The organism is Arthrobacter sp. 10N44_2, assembly GCF_056394385.1.
Genome location: NZ_JBFTHT010000019.1, coordinates 73,083 through 87,326 on the forward strand (window position 1 = coordinate 73,083; position 14,244 = coordinate 87,326).

The window sequence follows — 14,244 nt, forward strand, 5'->3', positions numbered from 1 at the left end:
GAGCGCAGAGGAATATGCACCCCAACGGGCCCTCGAATGCGCAGCCCCAGATCCAGCCTGCCGGCAGCCTGGGCGGGGACTCACTGCTGGAACTGCGGCGCAGCAGCATCATGCACGTGGACATGGACGCCTTCTTTGTCTCCGTGGAGTTGCGCAGCCGGCCCGAGCTGAAGGGAAAGCCCGTGATTGTGGGCTACCCGGCGGACCGCTCCGTGGTGCTCTCCGCGTCCTATGAGGCCCGCGCCTTCGGCGTCAGATCGGCGATGCCCATGGTGGTGGCGGCGCGCATGTGCCCCTCGGCTGTCATCATCGAGCCCCGCCACAAGCTGTACTACGAAGTGTCCGGCCAGATCATGGCAATCTTTGGTTCCATCACCGACCTCGTCGAGCCGCTCAGCGTGGATGAGGCGTTCCTGGACGTCGGGGGAGCCATCCGGAGGCTCGGGCCGCCACGGGAGATTGGCGAACTCATCCGGGCCCGCGTGTTCCGGGAGCTGGGCATTACGGCATCAGTGGGCATCGCCGCCAGCAAGTTTGTGGCCAAGATCGCGTCCACCCGCTGCAAACCGGACGGGCTGCTGCTGATCCGGCCGGAGGAAACCGTCCCCTACCTACACAGCCTTCCCGTCAGTGCGCTCTGGGGAGTCGGCGGCAAGACCGTGGAGGTGCTGGCCCGACGGGGCATCAGGACGGTGGCGGACGTCGCAGCGTCGCCGCTGCCCTCGCTGCGCAAGCTGCTGGGCGCATCGGGGGAGCATGTCTACCGGCTCTCCTGGGGCATCGATCCGCGGCCCGTGACGCCGGTCCGCCTGGAAAAGAGCATTGGTGCCGAGGAGACGTTCGCCACTGACACCGCGGATGACGCGCTGCTTCACAGGGAGCTGCTGCGCCTTTCGCACCGGACGGCGGAGCGCCTCCGCAGTGCCGGTATGCACGCCCGCACCGTGGCGCTCAAGCTGCGCTACGCCGACTTTTCCACTATTACCCGCAGCCGCACCGTGAGCACACCGATCGACAGCGCCCAACTCCTGTACGCGGTGGCAGTGCAGCTCCTGGAATCGGTGGGTCAGCGGCCCATGACGGTCCGGCTGGTCGGCATCCGCGCCGAGCAGCTGGAAGAGGCCGCCGATGCCCCGCTTCAGCTCAGTCTTGACCGACGGGACGACAACTGGCGGGCCGCCGAACAAGCCCTCGATGCTGTCACCCGGAAGTTCGGCAATAAGTCCGTCCTTCCGGCCCGGCTCCTGGATTCCGGGGGCGCCCTTGAGTGAACCCGGCCTGAACCCCGTCGGGCCGCCCGTTCCCAAGGGTTCCGGCGGCGAAAGGGCCTTAAGACTGTCTTTCAGAACAGGCCGCAACAATCTATCCTTATTAATACCTAGGTTTAGGACTACTGGATCGACCGTTAGGGCGACCTGGCCAGCTAAGACCGGCGCGGGAGAGCTGAATTGGCCCCCTTTTCACCAATGGCGGTGACGGGGGAACCACTTCGGAATCCCGGGCGTTAGGGAATTAGGGCAATGGCCACGTCATGCCCGGACGTTGGCAGACTTGAGGAGGTCGTGATGCCGCTCTCGGAACACGAACAGAAGTTGCTGGAGCAACTTGAGAAGCAGCTGCATGAGGACGACCCAAAGTTTGCAAGCTCAATGGGATCGGTCCCCGGACGCTCATGGTCCACCCGCCACCTCGTCATCGGCGTGCTCGCGACTCTCGCGGGCGTGCTGCTGTTATTGGTCGGGGTGTCGATGCAGAACATCTTTGTCGGGGTCCTCGGATTTGTTGTGATGGGCGCCGGCGTCTATTTCGCCACGATGCGCAGTTCTGCGGTCGGCAAGGCCAGGGCAGCCGGCGGACGCAAGCAGGGCAAGCCCAGGAGCTCGTTCATGAGCAACCTCGAGCAGCGCTGGGACGAACGGCACGGGGGCGAGTCCTAAACCGCTCAGTGACGGCCCCGTAAAGTCCTCCACTTCCCGCCACCGGTCCGCCGGGGAGCGGCGCGAGACCCGCTTCGGCGGGTCTTTCGCCATTTAACGCGGTAATTTCCGGCGCCTTTGCTGCAGCCTTGCTGGAATTTGGCTTCGATTGCGCCGAAAAAGGGACAACCGCACCGAATTATTCGCTCCCGCGCCGGTACGCCCCGTCAATCGGTGCGGGGTGGGAGGCAAGCAGGCAAAAATCGCTCCACTTTCCCCCACCAGCCCCGATTCCCTGCAAATGCTGGGAAGGAGGGGGATAAACATCCACAGAATTGTCTAAACATCCCGGGCGTGTCGTTGACTGTGGAGCGATGTGGAGTAATGTGGAGGACGTAAGAGGGTAGTGGCAGCACAGGGGACGTTGGACTTCCTAAAACAGACAGGCGGTGGGCCGTGTTTCTCGGCACACATTCGCCGCGTCTGGATGAAAAAGGTCGAATTATCCTCCCCGCGAAGTTCCGAGAGGAACTTGCCAGCGGGCTGGTTCTCACAAGGGGCCAGGAGCGTTGCATCTACGTCTTCAGTGAGGCGGAATTCGGCCGGGTTCACGAGCAGATGCGGGAGGCTCCAATTTCCTCCAAGCAGGCACGTGACTACATCCGTGTTTTCCTCTCTGGAGCCTCGGACGAGGTACCTGACAAGCAGGGGCGCGTGACGATTCCGCCGGCGCTCCGGGAGTATGCAGGTCTTGGCCGGGAACTCGCCGTCATTGGCGCAGGATCCCGGGCAGAGATCTGGGACGCCCAAGCCTGGAATGAGTACCTGGCCGAAAAGGAAACCGCCTTCTCGGAAACAGACGACGCCATCCCGGGGATTCTCTGAACCCCCACTGATCCACCAGCAAACAACGTTCCTTGATCGAGATCTCCAGCCGCCCATCCGGTTGTTGTCCTGGCTCACTTCCCCGGAGCCAGGCCGGCGCAGGATAGGCGCGGATGGGGATCTGGACCAAGGAACGTTGCGTAAGAGCAGTACCAAGCAACTAGCAAAGCGCAACTAGCAAAGCTCAAAACAAACAAGGCCAACGAAAGGACGAAGGCATGACGGATCCCGACCAGGCGAAGCCGACGTCCGAACGCCATGTACCGGTCCTCAAGGACCGGTGCATCAATTTGTTGGCCCCCGGCATCGAGGCCGCACGGAGCCGCGGCGAGACCCCCGTGGTGATCGACGCCACGCTCGGCATGGGCGGACACTCGGAGGCCCTCCTGCAGCGCTTCCCGGACCTTCACCTGATCGGCATCGACCGCGACGAGGAAGCCCTGGCACTGGCGGGGTCCAGGCTGGCGCCCTTCGAGAACCGGACCGACCTCGTTCACGCCGTCTACGACGAGATCCCGGACGTCCTCGAAGACCTGGGCTTCACCGAAGTCCACGGAGTGCTCATGGACCTCGGCGTATCGTCCCTCCAGCTGGACGAGCGGGAACGCGGCTTCGCCTACTCCTTCGATGCGCCCCTGGACATGCGGATGGACACCAGCCGGGGCCAGACGGCCGCCGACGTCGTCAATAACTACAGCGAAGAAGAACTCGTCCGGATCATCCGGAAGTGGGGCGAAGAGAAGTTCGCCGGCCGCATCGCGAACAGGATCGTGGCCGCGCGCGCCGAAAAGCCCTTCACCACCACCGGCGAACTGGTCGACCAGATCCGGGCCGTGGTGCCCGCCGGTGCCGCCAAATCCGGCGGCCACCCCGCGAAGCGCACTTTCCAGGCGCTCCGGATCGAGGTCAACGAGGAACTGGACGTCCTCGAGCGCGCCATCCCGGCAGCGATCGAGGCCATCGCCCTCGGCGGCCGTGTGGTGGTCATGTCCTACCACTCCCTGGAAGACAAGATCGTCAAGGGCTTCTTCCAGGCCGGATCGAAGTCGTCGGCGCCGCTCGGCTTCCCGGTCGAGCTCGAAGAGCACAAAGCCGAACTCAAAACCCTGACAAAGGGCACCGAGGTACCCACCGCCGCTGAAATCGCCGAAAACCCCCGCGCAGCTTCCGCCCGGCTGCGCGCCGTCGAACGCATCAAAGCCAGGAGAGCCGCATGAGCACCGCCGCCGTCAACAGCTACCCCGTTGCCCAGGGCGCCACTGCCCGTGCCCTGCCCGGCCTCCGCCCCGGCCTTGACCAGCCCCGCAAGGCACGCACCCCGCTGTCGGTGGTCCGCTCCGTGCCGCGCAAGCGCCGCGCACCGTTCGTGGTGCTCTGCTTCGGGCTCCTGGCGATTGCCCTCATGGCCGTGCTGGTCCTGAACATCTCCGTCTCCTCAGCCCAGTACCAGCTGGTCCAGCTCCGCAGTGAACAGACCACACTGACCAAGCAGAACCAGGACCTCACCCAGCAGGTGCAGAACTTCGACGCCCCGCAGAACCTGGCGGCCAAGGCCACGGAGCTGGGTATGGTGGCTTCGGTCGCCAAGGGCCAGATCGACCTCTCCACCCTCAATGTCACCGGCAAGGCCAAGCCGGCCGTCAAGGGTGATGCCCCGGGCGCCGTCATCGCCGCACCGGCCGTCGCCGGGCAGCTCACGGTTGTCCCGCCGGCCACGGAGAACGAGCCTCTCGCCCAGCGCAAGGCGGCGGACACCAAGCCGGCAGACACCAAACCGGCGGACACAGACAAGGCGCCGGCAGCTGTGAAGCCCGCACCCGCACCGAAACCCGCCGCCCCCGCCGTGGAACTCCACGGCGGCTCGGTTCCCGCCCCCGCACAGAAGACGCCGGGGCAGTAACGTTCACTGACCACCAGCAAGGCAAGCAGCAAGGACTCACCGTGGCGAAGAACTCCGGCAGGGCAAGCAAGGCGAAAGCCCCAAACCCCACCCGGCGGCTCCGCGTGGGGCTTGGCATCATGCTGGCGCTCCTGCTGGTGGTCGGCGGCAAGCTGTTCATGGTCCAGGGCCTGGACATCGGGGGACTGGCTGAGGCCGCCCTCAACAACAGGCTCACGCCCACCGTGCTGCCCGCGGAGCGCGGCAGCATCCTCGATTCCTCCGGCGCGGTCCTGGCCAGCAGCGTCATCCGCTACAACGTCGTTGTGGACCAGACAGTCAACACCAAGACCGAAACCTTCCGCCGGTTCGAGACCATCAACGGCAAGGACGAGCTCGTCAAGGTCACCCGGGACCAGGGCATCTCCGAACTCGCCGCCGTGCTCGGCATGGACCGCGGCACCCTCCGCGATGCCCTGACCGGAACCCAGCGCTACTACATCGTGGCCAAGGACCTGAAACCGGACGTCGAGGACAAGGTCTCCAAGCTGCAGATTCCCGGCATCGTCACCGAAGGCACCAGCAAGCGGGTCTACCCCAACGGCTCCGTGGCCGGCGGAATTGTGGGTTTCCTCAAGGACGGCAGCACCGGACAGGCGGGCCTCGAGCAGACCCAGGACGAGGTACTCAAAGGCACACCGGGCAAGCGGCTCTTTGAAATCGGCGCCGACGGACTGCGCATCCCGGTCGGCGTGGACCAATTGACGCCGGCGGTGAACGGCAAGGACATCAAACTCACGCTGAATTCGGACCTGCAGTACTTCTCCCAACAGGCGATCCAAAGCCAGAAGGACAAGCTCAGCGCCGAGTGGGGCGTGATCGTTGTCCAGGACGTCAAGACCGGCAACATCGTGGCCATGGCCGATACCGACTCCCCGGATCCGAACGACCCCGGCAAGGTTGCCGCCGAGGACCGCGGGGTCCGGGCCGTCACCGCCGCCTACGAACCCGGCTCGGTGGAGAAGATGATCACGGCCGCAGCTGCGATTCAGGAAGGGAAGTCCAGCCCGCTGGACAGGTTCACCATTCCACCGACCTACACAGTGGACGGCCAGACCTTCAGTGACGCGTTCGAACACGGCACCGAGCAGCGGACGCTGGCGGGCATTGTCGGCTATTCCATGAACACCGGCACAGTCATGGTGGGCCAGCGGCTGAGCAAGCAACAGCGCTATGACTGGCTGCGGAAGTTCGGCATCGGCGATGCCCCCGACATCGGTCTGCCGGCCGAATCCAAGGGCATCCTGACCCCGGCCGACCAGTGGGACGGGCGTCAGCAATACACAGTGCTCTTCGGCCAGGGCGTCGCCCAAACCACCCTCCAGACTGTCCGGGCCTACCAGAGCATCGCCAACGACGGCGTGATGCTCCAGCCCCGGCTGATCGACAGCTACATCAACCCGGACGGTGCCGAGGAAAAAGTCCCGGCCAAAGCCCCGCAGCAGGTCGTCTCCAAGGAAACCGCCAAACAGGTCCGCGACATCCTTGAGAGCGCCGTAACCGAGGGCGAGATCAAAGAGGCCGCGATCGACGGGTACCGGGTGGGCGCCAAGACCGGCACATCCGAATCGCCCTGCGACGACGGCAAATCAGGGTTCTGCGGCTATACAGCCTCCATCATCGGAATGGCGCCCATGGACGATCCGCGGTTTATTGTTGAGGTGGTCCTGCAACGGCCCAAGGGAAGCATCTTCGGAATCACCAATGGACCGGTGTTCCGTTCGGTGATGAGCCAGACGCTGCGCACATTCAACGTCCAGCCCTCCACCGGCGAACCCGCGCGGCTGCCGCAGTACGCCAAGTAGCGCCTGTTCCACCTGGCACCCGGAAGTCACCAGCCGACGCCACACCCATTGCCTGCGCGCCGGAGCATTTCCGCGTGCGCAGGTCCCGATCTACCAGTGCCCGATTTTTTTCAGTGCCCGATTCATTCAGTGCCCGATTTTTTTCAGTGCCCGATTCATTCAGTGCCCGATTAGTTCAGTGCCCGATCCACTAGCACCACAACGGAGATCCACTTGTCAGAGCTCACCGACCCCGATGCTTCCGCGCCGTCCGGCCATGACTCCACCCAGGGCTTCCGGCCCACTGCGGTTGCCGCAGTGCCGCTGGCAGACATTGGCGCGGCGATCGGCATCGCCGTTCCCGGTGCATCCGGCTCCGTCCAGGTCACCGGGATCTCCCTGAACTCCCGGTCGGTCCGCCCGGGAGACCTGTACGTGGCCCTGCCGGGCGCCACACGGCACGGGGCCGACTTCGTGTCCCAGGCCGTCGACGCCGGCGCCGTGGCGGTCCTGACAGACGACGCCGGGGCGCGCCTGCTGGCCCTGGGCCATGACATCGCCGTCCCGGTCCTGCTGGCCCACGAGCCGCGCAGCGTGGTCGGCCAGCTGTCCGCGCTCATCTACCAGAGCAGGCCCGACGGCGCCGGGGCACCGGCCCTCTTCGGGGTGACAGGCACTAACGGCAAGACCACCACCACCTATTTCATCAATGCCCTGCTGCGGGCGCTGGGTAAGCGGACCGGGCTGATCGGGACGATTGAGATCCTGGCCGGCGGGGAGCCGATCCCGAGCCTGCTGACCACTCCCGAATCCACGGATGTGCACGCACTGTTGGCGCTCATGCGCGAACGCGGGCTCGATGCCGCCTCCATGGAGGTTTCCTCGCACGCCGTGTCCTTCCACCGTGTCGACGCCGTGGTGTTCGACGTCGCCGGCTTCACGAACCTCACCCAGGACCACCTGGACCTGCACGGGACCATGGAGGAATACTTCCAGACCAAAGCCCGGCTGTTCTCGCCGGAACGCGCCCGCGCCGCCGTCGTGACCATCGATGATGACTGGGGCCGCAAGCTTGCGGCCACCGCCGAAATCCCGGTCACGACCCTGGCCACGGCCGGGACCGACGGCGCCGGGCCGGCTGACGCCGACGGGACCGCGGATTGGACTGTGGTCCGGACTGCTCCGCGGGGCCTCGGTTCAGACTTCGTCCTCCGGCACCGCGACGGCGCCGAGCTGCGCGTCCACACGGGCCTGCCGGGCGGCTTCAACGTCGCCAATGCCGCGCTGGCCACGGTGATGGTCCTCGCCGGCGGCCACGAGCCGGCCGCGGTGCAGGCCGCCCTCGACGCCGCGGATCCCTTCACCGTTGCCGTGCCGGGCCGGATGCAGCTCGTGTCCACGGCCCCGGCCGCCGTGGTGGACTTTGCGCACAACCCCGACGCACTGTCCCGTGCCCTCGAAGCCGTCCGGTCCCCGGAACCCGGATCCAGAGTGATCATCGTTTTCGGCGCCACCGGACAGCGGGACCAGGGCAAACGCCCCGCGATGGGTGCCATCGCGGCGCGGCTGGCGGACACCGTGATTGTCAGCGACGACGATCCCCACGACGAGGACGCGGCGGCCATCCGCGCGGACGTCCTTGCCGGGGCCCTCGCGGCCAAGGACGACGAAGGCCTGGACTGCACAGTCCTGGAGGTCTTCCCGCGCGACGCCGCCATCCTGAAGGCCGTAGAGCTCGCCGGAGCCGGGGACACCATCCTCGTGGCCGGGCGCGGTCACGAGGTCTGGCAGGAAGTCAAGGGAATCAACCTGGCACTGGATGACCGGGTGGAGCTTCGGAACGCCTTGACAGCACGGGGATTCACCGTTCTCGAAGACCACCGGATAGAGTCCTAAACCGAGATGATTGCATTTACAGCGGCGGAAATCGCCGACATAACCGACGGCCGGCTCGCCGCGGAACCGGGAATTACCCCCGCCTCCGTGGTGACCGACTCCCGCGAGGCCACGGCGGGTTCCCTCTATGTGGCCAAACCGGGGGAGAACGCCGACGGACACGACTTCGTCGGCGCAGCCTTTGACCGGGGCGCCGTATTGGCGCTCGTTGAGCGCGAAGTGGCCGACGCCGCCGGAACGGACTATCCCGCCGTCGTCGTTGAGGACACTGTCCTCGCCATGGGCGCGCTGGCCGCCGAAGCCGTCCGCCGGATCCGCACCAGCCGCGCCGCGGCCGGCGCCGCTTTCACCGTGGTCGGCATCACCGGCTCCGCCGGCAAAACCACCACGAAGGACCTGCTCGCCGGAATCTTCGCGGCCGCCGGCGCCGAAGGTGCCACAGTTGCGCCGCAAGGGTCCTACAACGGCGAGATCGGCGTGCCGCTCACAGTCTTCAAAGCCGACTTCGACACCCGCTACCTCGTCATCGAGATGGGTGCCACGGGCATCGGCCACATCCAATACCTCGCGGACATGGTCCGGCCGGAGATCGGCGTCGTCCTCGGCGTCGGCTCCGCCCACGCCGGGGAGTTCGGCGGCGTCGAGAACATCGCGGTGGCCAAGGGCGAACTCGTGGAGGCGCTCCCGGCCGGGGGCACCGCCGTGCTGAACCTGGACGACTCCCGCGTCGCCGCGATGGCCACCCGGACCCGGGCCCGCGTGCTCGGCTACACCTCACGCGCGGCCGGCACAGGCCAGGACAACACCATCCAGGCCGACGTGGCCCAGGCCAATGTGGTCAGGGCCGCGGATGTGGAACTGAACGCCGACGGCCACCCGGAATTTGAGCTCTACCTGCCCGCCGACGTGACGGACGGGAAAGCACAGCAAGGGCCAACCCGGCACCACGTCGCCGCCAAGCTGATCGGCGCCCATCACATGGCCAACCTCCTCGCGGCCGCGGCTGCGGCGCACGCGGCCGGCATCCCCGGGGCGCAGATCGCCGCCTCGCTCAGCGCGCAGACCGCCGCCAGCCGCTGGCGGATGGAACGCACGGAGCGTCCCGACGGCGTGACCGTCATCAACGATGCGTACAACGCCAACCCGGAGTCCATGCGGGCAGCACTGCGGACGCTGGCCGAGCTGGGCCGCGGCCGCCGCACCTGGGCGGTCCTGGGCGCCATGCTGGAACTGGGCCCGGATTCCATCCGCGAGCACATGGCAGTCGGCACCCAGGTGGTGCGGCTGAACATCTCCCGGCTCGTCGTGGTGGGCCGGGAGGCGCGGTCGCTGTATGTCTCCGCCGTCAACGAAGGCTCCTGGGGCGACGAATGCGTTTTCGCCGAGACGGCGGACGAGGCCTATGAGCTTCTCCAAGCCGAGCTCCAGCCCGGCGACCTGGTCCTGTTCAAGTCATCGAACGGCATCGGGCTGCGCCACTTGGGGGATCGGATAGCATTACCCCCACATGCCACCCAAGACTCTCCCGAGCGACCTGCTGAGGGAACTGCCGCAACCGCCACAGAAGGGAGTGCACAGCTGTGATTGCACTGCTGATGGGCGCCGGAATGGCGCTGCTCCTCGCGTTTGTGGGCACCCCGCTGTTCATCCGGTTCCTGGTCCGCAAGGGCTACGGACAATTCATCCGGGACGACGGACCCACCTCCCACCACACCAAGCGGGGCACGCCCACAATGGGCGGCACCGTGGTGGTCGTGGCGGTCCTGGTCAGCTACGGGCTCACGCACCTGATCATGTGGATGATGAACCCGCACTCACCGGGGCCAAGCGCCTCCGGGCTTCTCCTGCTCTTCCTCATGGTGGGCATGGGGCTGGTCGGATTCCTGGATGACTTCATCAAGATCTCCAAGCAGCGCAGCCTGGGCCTGGACGCCAAGGCCAAGCTGATCCTCCAGGGCGCCGTTGGCATCATCTTTGCCGTGCTGGCGCTGAACTTCCCGAATGCCGCGGGCCTGACCCCGGCGTCCACCCAGATCTCGCTGGTGCGCGATATTCCGTGGCTTAACCTCGCGTTCGCCGGAACCGTACTCGGCGCCATCTTGTTCGTGCTGTGGTCCAACCTGATCGTCACGGCCGCGACCAACGGCGTGAACCTCACCGACGGCCTCGACGGCCTGGCCGCCGGCGCTTCCGTCATGGTGTTCGGGGCCTACACGCTCATGGGCATCTGGCAAAGCAACCAGGCCTGCGGATCCCCGCGGCAGGCCGGCAGCGGCTGCTACTCGGTCCGCGACCCCCTGGACCTGGCCCTGCTGGCCGCCATCCTGAGCGCGGCGATGGTCGGGTTCCTGTGGTGGAACACCTCGCCCGCAAAGATCTTCATGGGCGACACCGGCTCCCTTGCCATCGGCGGCGCCGTCGCAGCCTTCGCGATCCTGTCCCGCACCGAACTGCTGCTGGCCTTCATCGGCGGGCTCTTCGTCCTCATCACGCTCTCGGTCATCATCCAGGTGGGCTACTTCAAAATCACCAAGGGCAAACGGTTCTTCAAGATGGCACCGCTCCAGCACCACTTCGAACTCAAGGGCTGGGCCGAAGTCACGGTGGTGGTCCGGTTCTGGATCCTGTCCGGGTTGTTTGTCGCCGCCGGCCTGGGCATCTTCTACGCCGAATGGGTGGTGCTGCTGTGACCGGTCCCATCCCCGCCCCGCTCACCACCTCGCCCCGGCTGCAGGGACTCACCACCTGGGATTCCGACTGGGCCGGACTGCGCGTCGTGGTCACCGGCATCGGCGTCTCCGGCTTCGCCGCCGCCGACACCCTCATTGAACTCGGCGCCCGCGTGGTGGTGGTGGATGCCGCCACCAGCGCCAAGGCGCTGGCCCAGGCCGACACACTCCGGATCGTCGGCGCCGTGGACGTCCTGCTGGGCGAGGAAGCGGTGGAGTCCGTTCCGAAGATCGACGGGCAAAAGCCGGACCTGGTGGTCACGTCCCCGGGCTGGCGCCCGGACCAGGCCCTGCTCGCCGCAGCGGCGCGGGCGCACATTCCGGTGTGGGGCGACGTCGAGCTCGCCTGGCGGCTCCGCGAACGCGAGGGCCGCAAGACCGCCGACTGGCTGGCCATCACCGGCACCAACGGCAAGACCACCACGGTCGGCCTGACCGAATCCATGCTCCAGGCCGCCGGCCTGAAAGCGATCGCCGTAGGCAACGTCGGAACCCCGATCCTGGACGCCCTGCGCGATCCCGTGGACTACGACGCCTTCGCGGTGGAACTGTCCAGTTTCCAGCTGCACTGGAGCCACTCGGTGTCGCCGGTGGCCAGCGTGTGCCTCAACGTCGCTGAAGACCACGTGGACTGGCACGGCTCCTACGCCTCCTACCTCGCCGACAAGGCCAAGGTCTACGCCAACACGCAGAAGGCCTGCATCTACAACGCCGAGCAGATCGAGACCGAACGCATGGTCGAGGACGCGGACGTGGTTGAAGGCTGCCGGGCCGTGGGATTCACCACACTGACCCCGGCCATCAGCATGCTCGGCGTCGTGGAAGGGCTGCTGGTTGACCGGGCGTTCATCGCCGAACGCAAGGACAGCGCGGCCGAACTCGCCTCGATCGCCGACCTCGGACCGGTGGCGCCGCGCCACATGGTGGCCAACGCGCTGGCAGCCGCTGCCCTGGTACGGGCCTACGGGGTGGAGCCATCGGCTGTGCGCCAGGGCCTGCTGAACTACCTTCCGGGAGACCACCGGATCCAGCTGGTGGCCCGGCATGAGGGTGTGCTGTGGATCAACGATTCCAAAGCCACCAATCCGCACGCCGCCGCCGCCTCGTTGTCCGCGTTCCAGAATGTGGTGTGGATCGCGGGAGGTTTGTCCAAGGGCGTGAATTACGGCTCCCTGATCCAGGAACAGGGCAGCCGGCTCAAGGCCGTGGTCCTGATCGGCGCGGACTCCAGCGATCTGCAGGCCGCCCTGAAGCGACACGCGCCGGATGTCCCCGTGATCGGGCAGGGCAAGGGCGAGACTGAAGACGTGCAGACTGCCGGTACGGCCAAAGCCGACGCAGGCCCTTCGCCGATTTTCGGCGAGACTGTGATGGCCCAGGCCGTTGCCTCGGCGGCGCAGCTGGCCGCCTCCGGGGACACTGTGCTGCTGGCCCCGGCGGCTGCTTCCATGGACCAGTTCTCTTCCTATGCTCACCGTGGCGATGCCTTCATCGAAGCTGTCCGCGAGCTCGTGGAAGGGCAGGCTCAGACCAGCGAGGAGTAACAATGGTCAGCACGCCCACACGTACGACGGCGGCACGACCCGCCGCCGGCGGGGCCAGTAGAGGCGGGGCCACCAGCGGCACGCCCGCCGGCCGTCCGGCCCCTTCGGCGGCACGGCCAACGGCCGGCGGCCCCGCCGTCACCCCCGCGGCCCGGGTGCGTGCCTGGAGCCGCGGATTCTGGTCCGCGCTGGAAGGCACCGGCAAGTCGCGCAACGGATCCACGTACTACCTAATCCTTGGCTCCACCCTGGCGCTGACGGCGATCGGGATCATGATGGTCCTCTCGGCCTCCAGCGTGGAAGCCATCGCCGCGGGGGAGTCGCCGTACTCCGCCGCCCTCAAACAGGGCGGATTCGCCGCGATTGGCGTCTTCGCGATGCTTGTCCTCTCCCGAGTGAACGTCGTCTGGCTCAGGCGCTTCGCCTGGCCGCTCATGTTCCTGGCCATTGCGCTGCTGGGCCTGGTGCTCCTCGTGGGACGCAGCGCGCTGGGCAACCAGAACTGGATCGACGTCGGTCCGTTCACGTTCCAGCCCTCCGAAGCCGCCAAGCTTGCCCTCGCGCTCTGGATGGCCACCGTGCTTGACCGCAAGGCCAAGCTCCTCCACGAATGGCGCCACGCGCTCATTCCGGTCGTGCTCCCGGGCGCCATTGCGGTCCTGGGCCTCATCCTGGCCGGAAACGACCTCGGGACGGCCATGATCGTGATGATCATCGTGGCCGCCGCGCTGTTCTTCGCCGGCGTGCGGCTGTACCTTTTCGGCTTCGCCGGGGCGGTCCTGGCCCTTGGCGCGACGATCCTCGCCGTCACGAGCCCGAACCGGATGTGCCGCATCCTGTCATGGACGGGCCAGACCTGCGCCGACGGCTCGGACCTGAACTACCAGTCCACCAACGGCCTGTACGGGCTCGCGTCCGGCGGCTGGTTCGGCGTCGGACTGGGCCAGAGCCGGCAGAAGTACAGCTGGATCCCGGAAGCGCACAACGACTTCATTTTCGCGATCATCGGCGAGGAACTCGGACTGGTCGGCACGATCGTCGTCCTGGTCCTGTTCGCCATCCTCGGCACCGCCATCTACCGGGTGGTCGTCGCCCAGCACGATGTCTTCCACCGCGTCCTGGCCGGCACGATCATGGTCTGGCTGCTGGGCCAGGCCAGCGTCAACATGGCCGTGGTCACCGGGCTGGCACCGGTGATCGGTGTCCCACTGCCCTTCATTTCCTATGGCGGCTCGGCCCTGCTGATGTCGCTGTGCGCAATCGGCGTCGTCCTGTCCCTGGCCCGGGCCCAGATGGACCCCGGCATGCAGCCGAAAAAGATGCTCAGGTTCGGCCCGGCCGCCTTCGCCAATTCCGTCCGGAGGGCCCGCGCTGCCCGGGCTGCAAGGACTGCCGCCAGCCGGTCCGCCGCCAGCACGGCCTCCAGCCGGTCCGCCGCCCGCACGGCCGCCCGGCCCAAGGTCCCCGCGGGCAAGAGCCCCGCCACCAAGAACGCCACCAAGAACCCCGCCAAGAGCCCAGCCACCAAGAACCGTACGAAAGCGTAAACAG

At 66.8% G+C, this 14,244-nt stretch carries 11 protein-coding genes; all 11 read left to right on the forward strand.

Annotated elements, in window-relative coordinates:
- Nucleotides 1–14 precede the first annotated feature (14 nt).
- The 11 genes from dinB to ftsW all read left to right on the forward strand — a co-directional run bounded on the left by dinB (nt 15) and on the right by ftsW (nt 14,240).
- Nucleotides 15–1,271 carry a DNA polymerase IV gene (dinB, locus tag AC1DBX_RS17605; protein WP_476870569.1) on the forward strand — a complete coding sequence of 419 codons (1,257 nt, stop codon included), beginning with the start codon at nt 15–17 and terminating at the stop codon, nt 1,269–1,271.
- A 294-nt stretch (nt 1,272–1,565) separates the two neighbouring features.
- Nucleotides 1,566–1,937 carry a DUF3040 domain-containing protein gene (locus tag AC1DBX_RS17610; protein ID WP_028275888.1) on the forward strand — a complete coding sequence of 124 codons (372 nt, stop codon included), beginning with the start codon at nt 1,566–1,568 and terminating at the stop codon, nt 1,935–1,937.
- A 435-nt stretch (nt 1,938–2,372) separates the two neighbouring features.
- Nucleotides 2,373–2,801: a division/cell wall cluster transcriptional repressor MraZ gene (gene mraZ, locus AC1DBX_RS17615; protein ID WP_028275887.1), complete on the forward strand. Its 429-nt coding sequence runs from the start codon at nt 2,373–2,375 to the stop codon at nt 2,799–2,801.
- A gap of 218 nt (nt 2,802–3,019) precedes the next feature.
- Entirely contained in the window at nt 3,020–4,018 is a 999-nt protein-coding gene (gene rsmH, locus AC1DBX_RS17620; protein WP_476857725.1) for a 16S rRNA (cytosine(1402)-N(4))-methyltransferase RsmH, read from the forward strand.
- Nucleotides 4,015–4,701 (forward strand): cell division protein FtsL, encoded by a 687-nt coding sequence (ftsL, locus tag AC1DBX_RS17625; RefSeq protein WP_476932341.1) that lies wholly within the window; start codon nt 4,015–4,017, stop codon nt 4,699–4,701. The genes rsmH and ftsL overlap by 4 nt, the downstream gene beginning before the upstream one ends.
- A 41-nt stretch (nt 4,702–4,742) precedes the next feature.
- A complete protein-coding gene (locus AC1DBX_RS17630; RefSeq protein ID WP_476932342.1) occupies nt 4,743–6,545 on the forward strand; it encodes a peptidoglycan D,D-transpeptidase FtsI family protein in 1,803 nt (600 codons plus the stop codon).
- A gap of 213 nt (nt 6,546–6,758) precedes the next feature.
- Nucleotides 6,759–8,420, forward strand: coding sequence for a UDP-N-acetylmuramoyl-L-alanyl-D-glutamate--2,6-diaminopimelate ligase (locus tag AC1DBX_RS17635; RefSeq protein ID WP_476932343.1), 1,662 nt, complete (start codon nt 6,759–6,761; stop codon nt 8,418–8,420).
- Nucleotides 8,421–8,426: 6 nt separating this feature from the next.
- The gene (locus tag AC1DBX_RS17640) at nt 8,427–10,004 is read left to right on the forward strand and encodes a UDP-N-acetylmuramoyl-tripeptide--D-alanyl-D-alanine ligase (protein WP_476932344.1); all 1,578 of its coding nucleotides are present in this window, start codon (nt 8,427–8,429) and stop codon (nt 10,002–10,004) included.
- Nucleotides 10,001–11,110, forward strand: a complete 1,110-nt coding sequence (gene mraY / locus AC1DBX_RS17645; protein WP_028275881.1) for a phospho-N-acetylmuramoyl-pentapeptide-transferase — start codon at nt 10,001–10,003, stop codon at nt 11,108–11,110. The genes AC1DBX_RS17640 and mraY overlap by 4 nt, the downstream gene beginning before the upstream one ends.
- Entirely contained in the window at nt 11,092–12,693 is a 1,602-nt protein-coding gene (gene murD / locus AC1DBX_RS17650) for a UDP-N-acetylmuramoyl-L-alanine--D-glutamate ligase (RefSeq protein ID WP_476932345.1), read from the forward strand. The genes mraY and murD overlap by 19 nt, the downstream gene beginning before the upstream one ends.
- A 2-nt stretch (nt 12,694–12,695) precedes the next feature.
- Nucleotides 12,696–14,240: a putative lipid II flippase FtsW gene (ftsW, locus tag AC1DBX_RS17655; RefSeq protein ID WP_476932346.1), complete on the forward strand. Its 1,545-nt coding sequence runs from the start codon at nt 12,696–12,698 to the stop codon at nt 14,238–14,240.
- Nucleotides 14,241–14,244 lie beyond the last annotated feature (4 nt).

Excerpts from the sequence above, each read along its gene's own strand:
- murD (WP_476932345.1), top strand. The coding sequence starts at position 11,092 with ATGGGTGGTGCTGCTGTGACCGGTCCCATCCCCGCCCCGCTCACCACC.
- dinB (WP_476870569.1), top strand. The coding sequence starts at position 15 with ATGCACCCCAACGGGCCCTCGAATGCGCAGCCCCAGATCCAGCCTGCC.
- ftsL (WP_476932341.1), top strand. The coding sequence starts at position 4,015 with ATGAGCACCGCCGCCGTCAACAGCTACCCCGTTGCCCAGGGCGCCACT.
- AC1DBX_RS17640 (WP_476932344.1), top strand. The coding sequence starts at position 8,427 with ATGATTGCATTTACAGCGGCGGAAATCGCCGACATAACCGACGGCCGG.
- ftsW (WP_476932346.1), top strand. The coding sequence starts at position 12,696 with ATGGTCAGCACGCCCACACGTACGACGGCGGCACGACCCGCCGCCGGC.
- AC1DBX_RS17610 (WP_028275888.1), top strand. The coding sequence starts at position 1,566 with ATGCCGCTCTCGGAACACGAACAGAAGTTGCTGGAGCAACTTGAGAAG.
- rsmH (WP_476857725.1), top strand. The coding sequence starts at position 3,020 with ATGACGGATCCCGACCAGGCGAAGCCGACGTCCGAACGCCATGTACCG.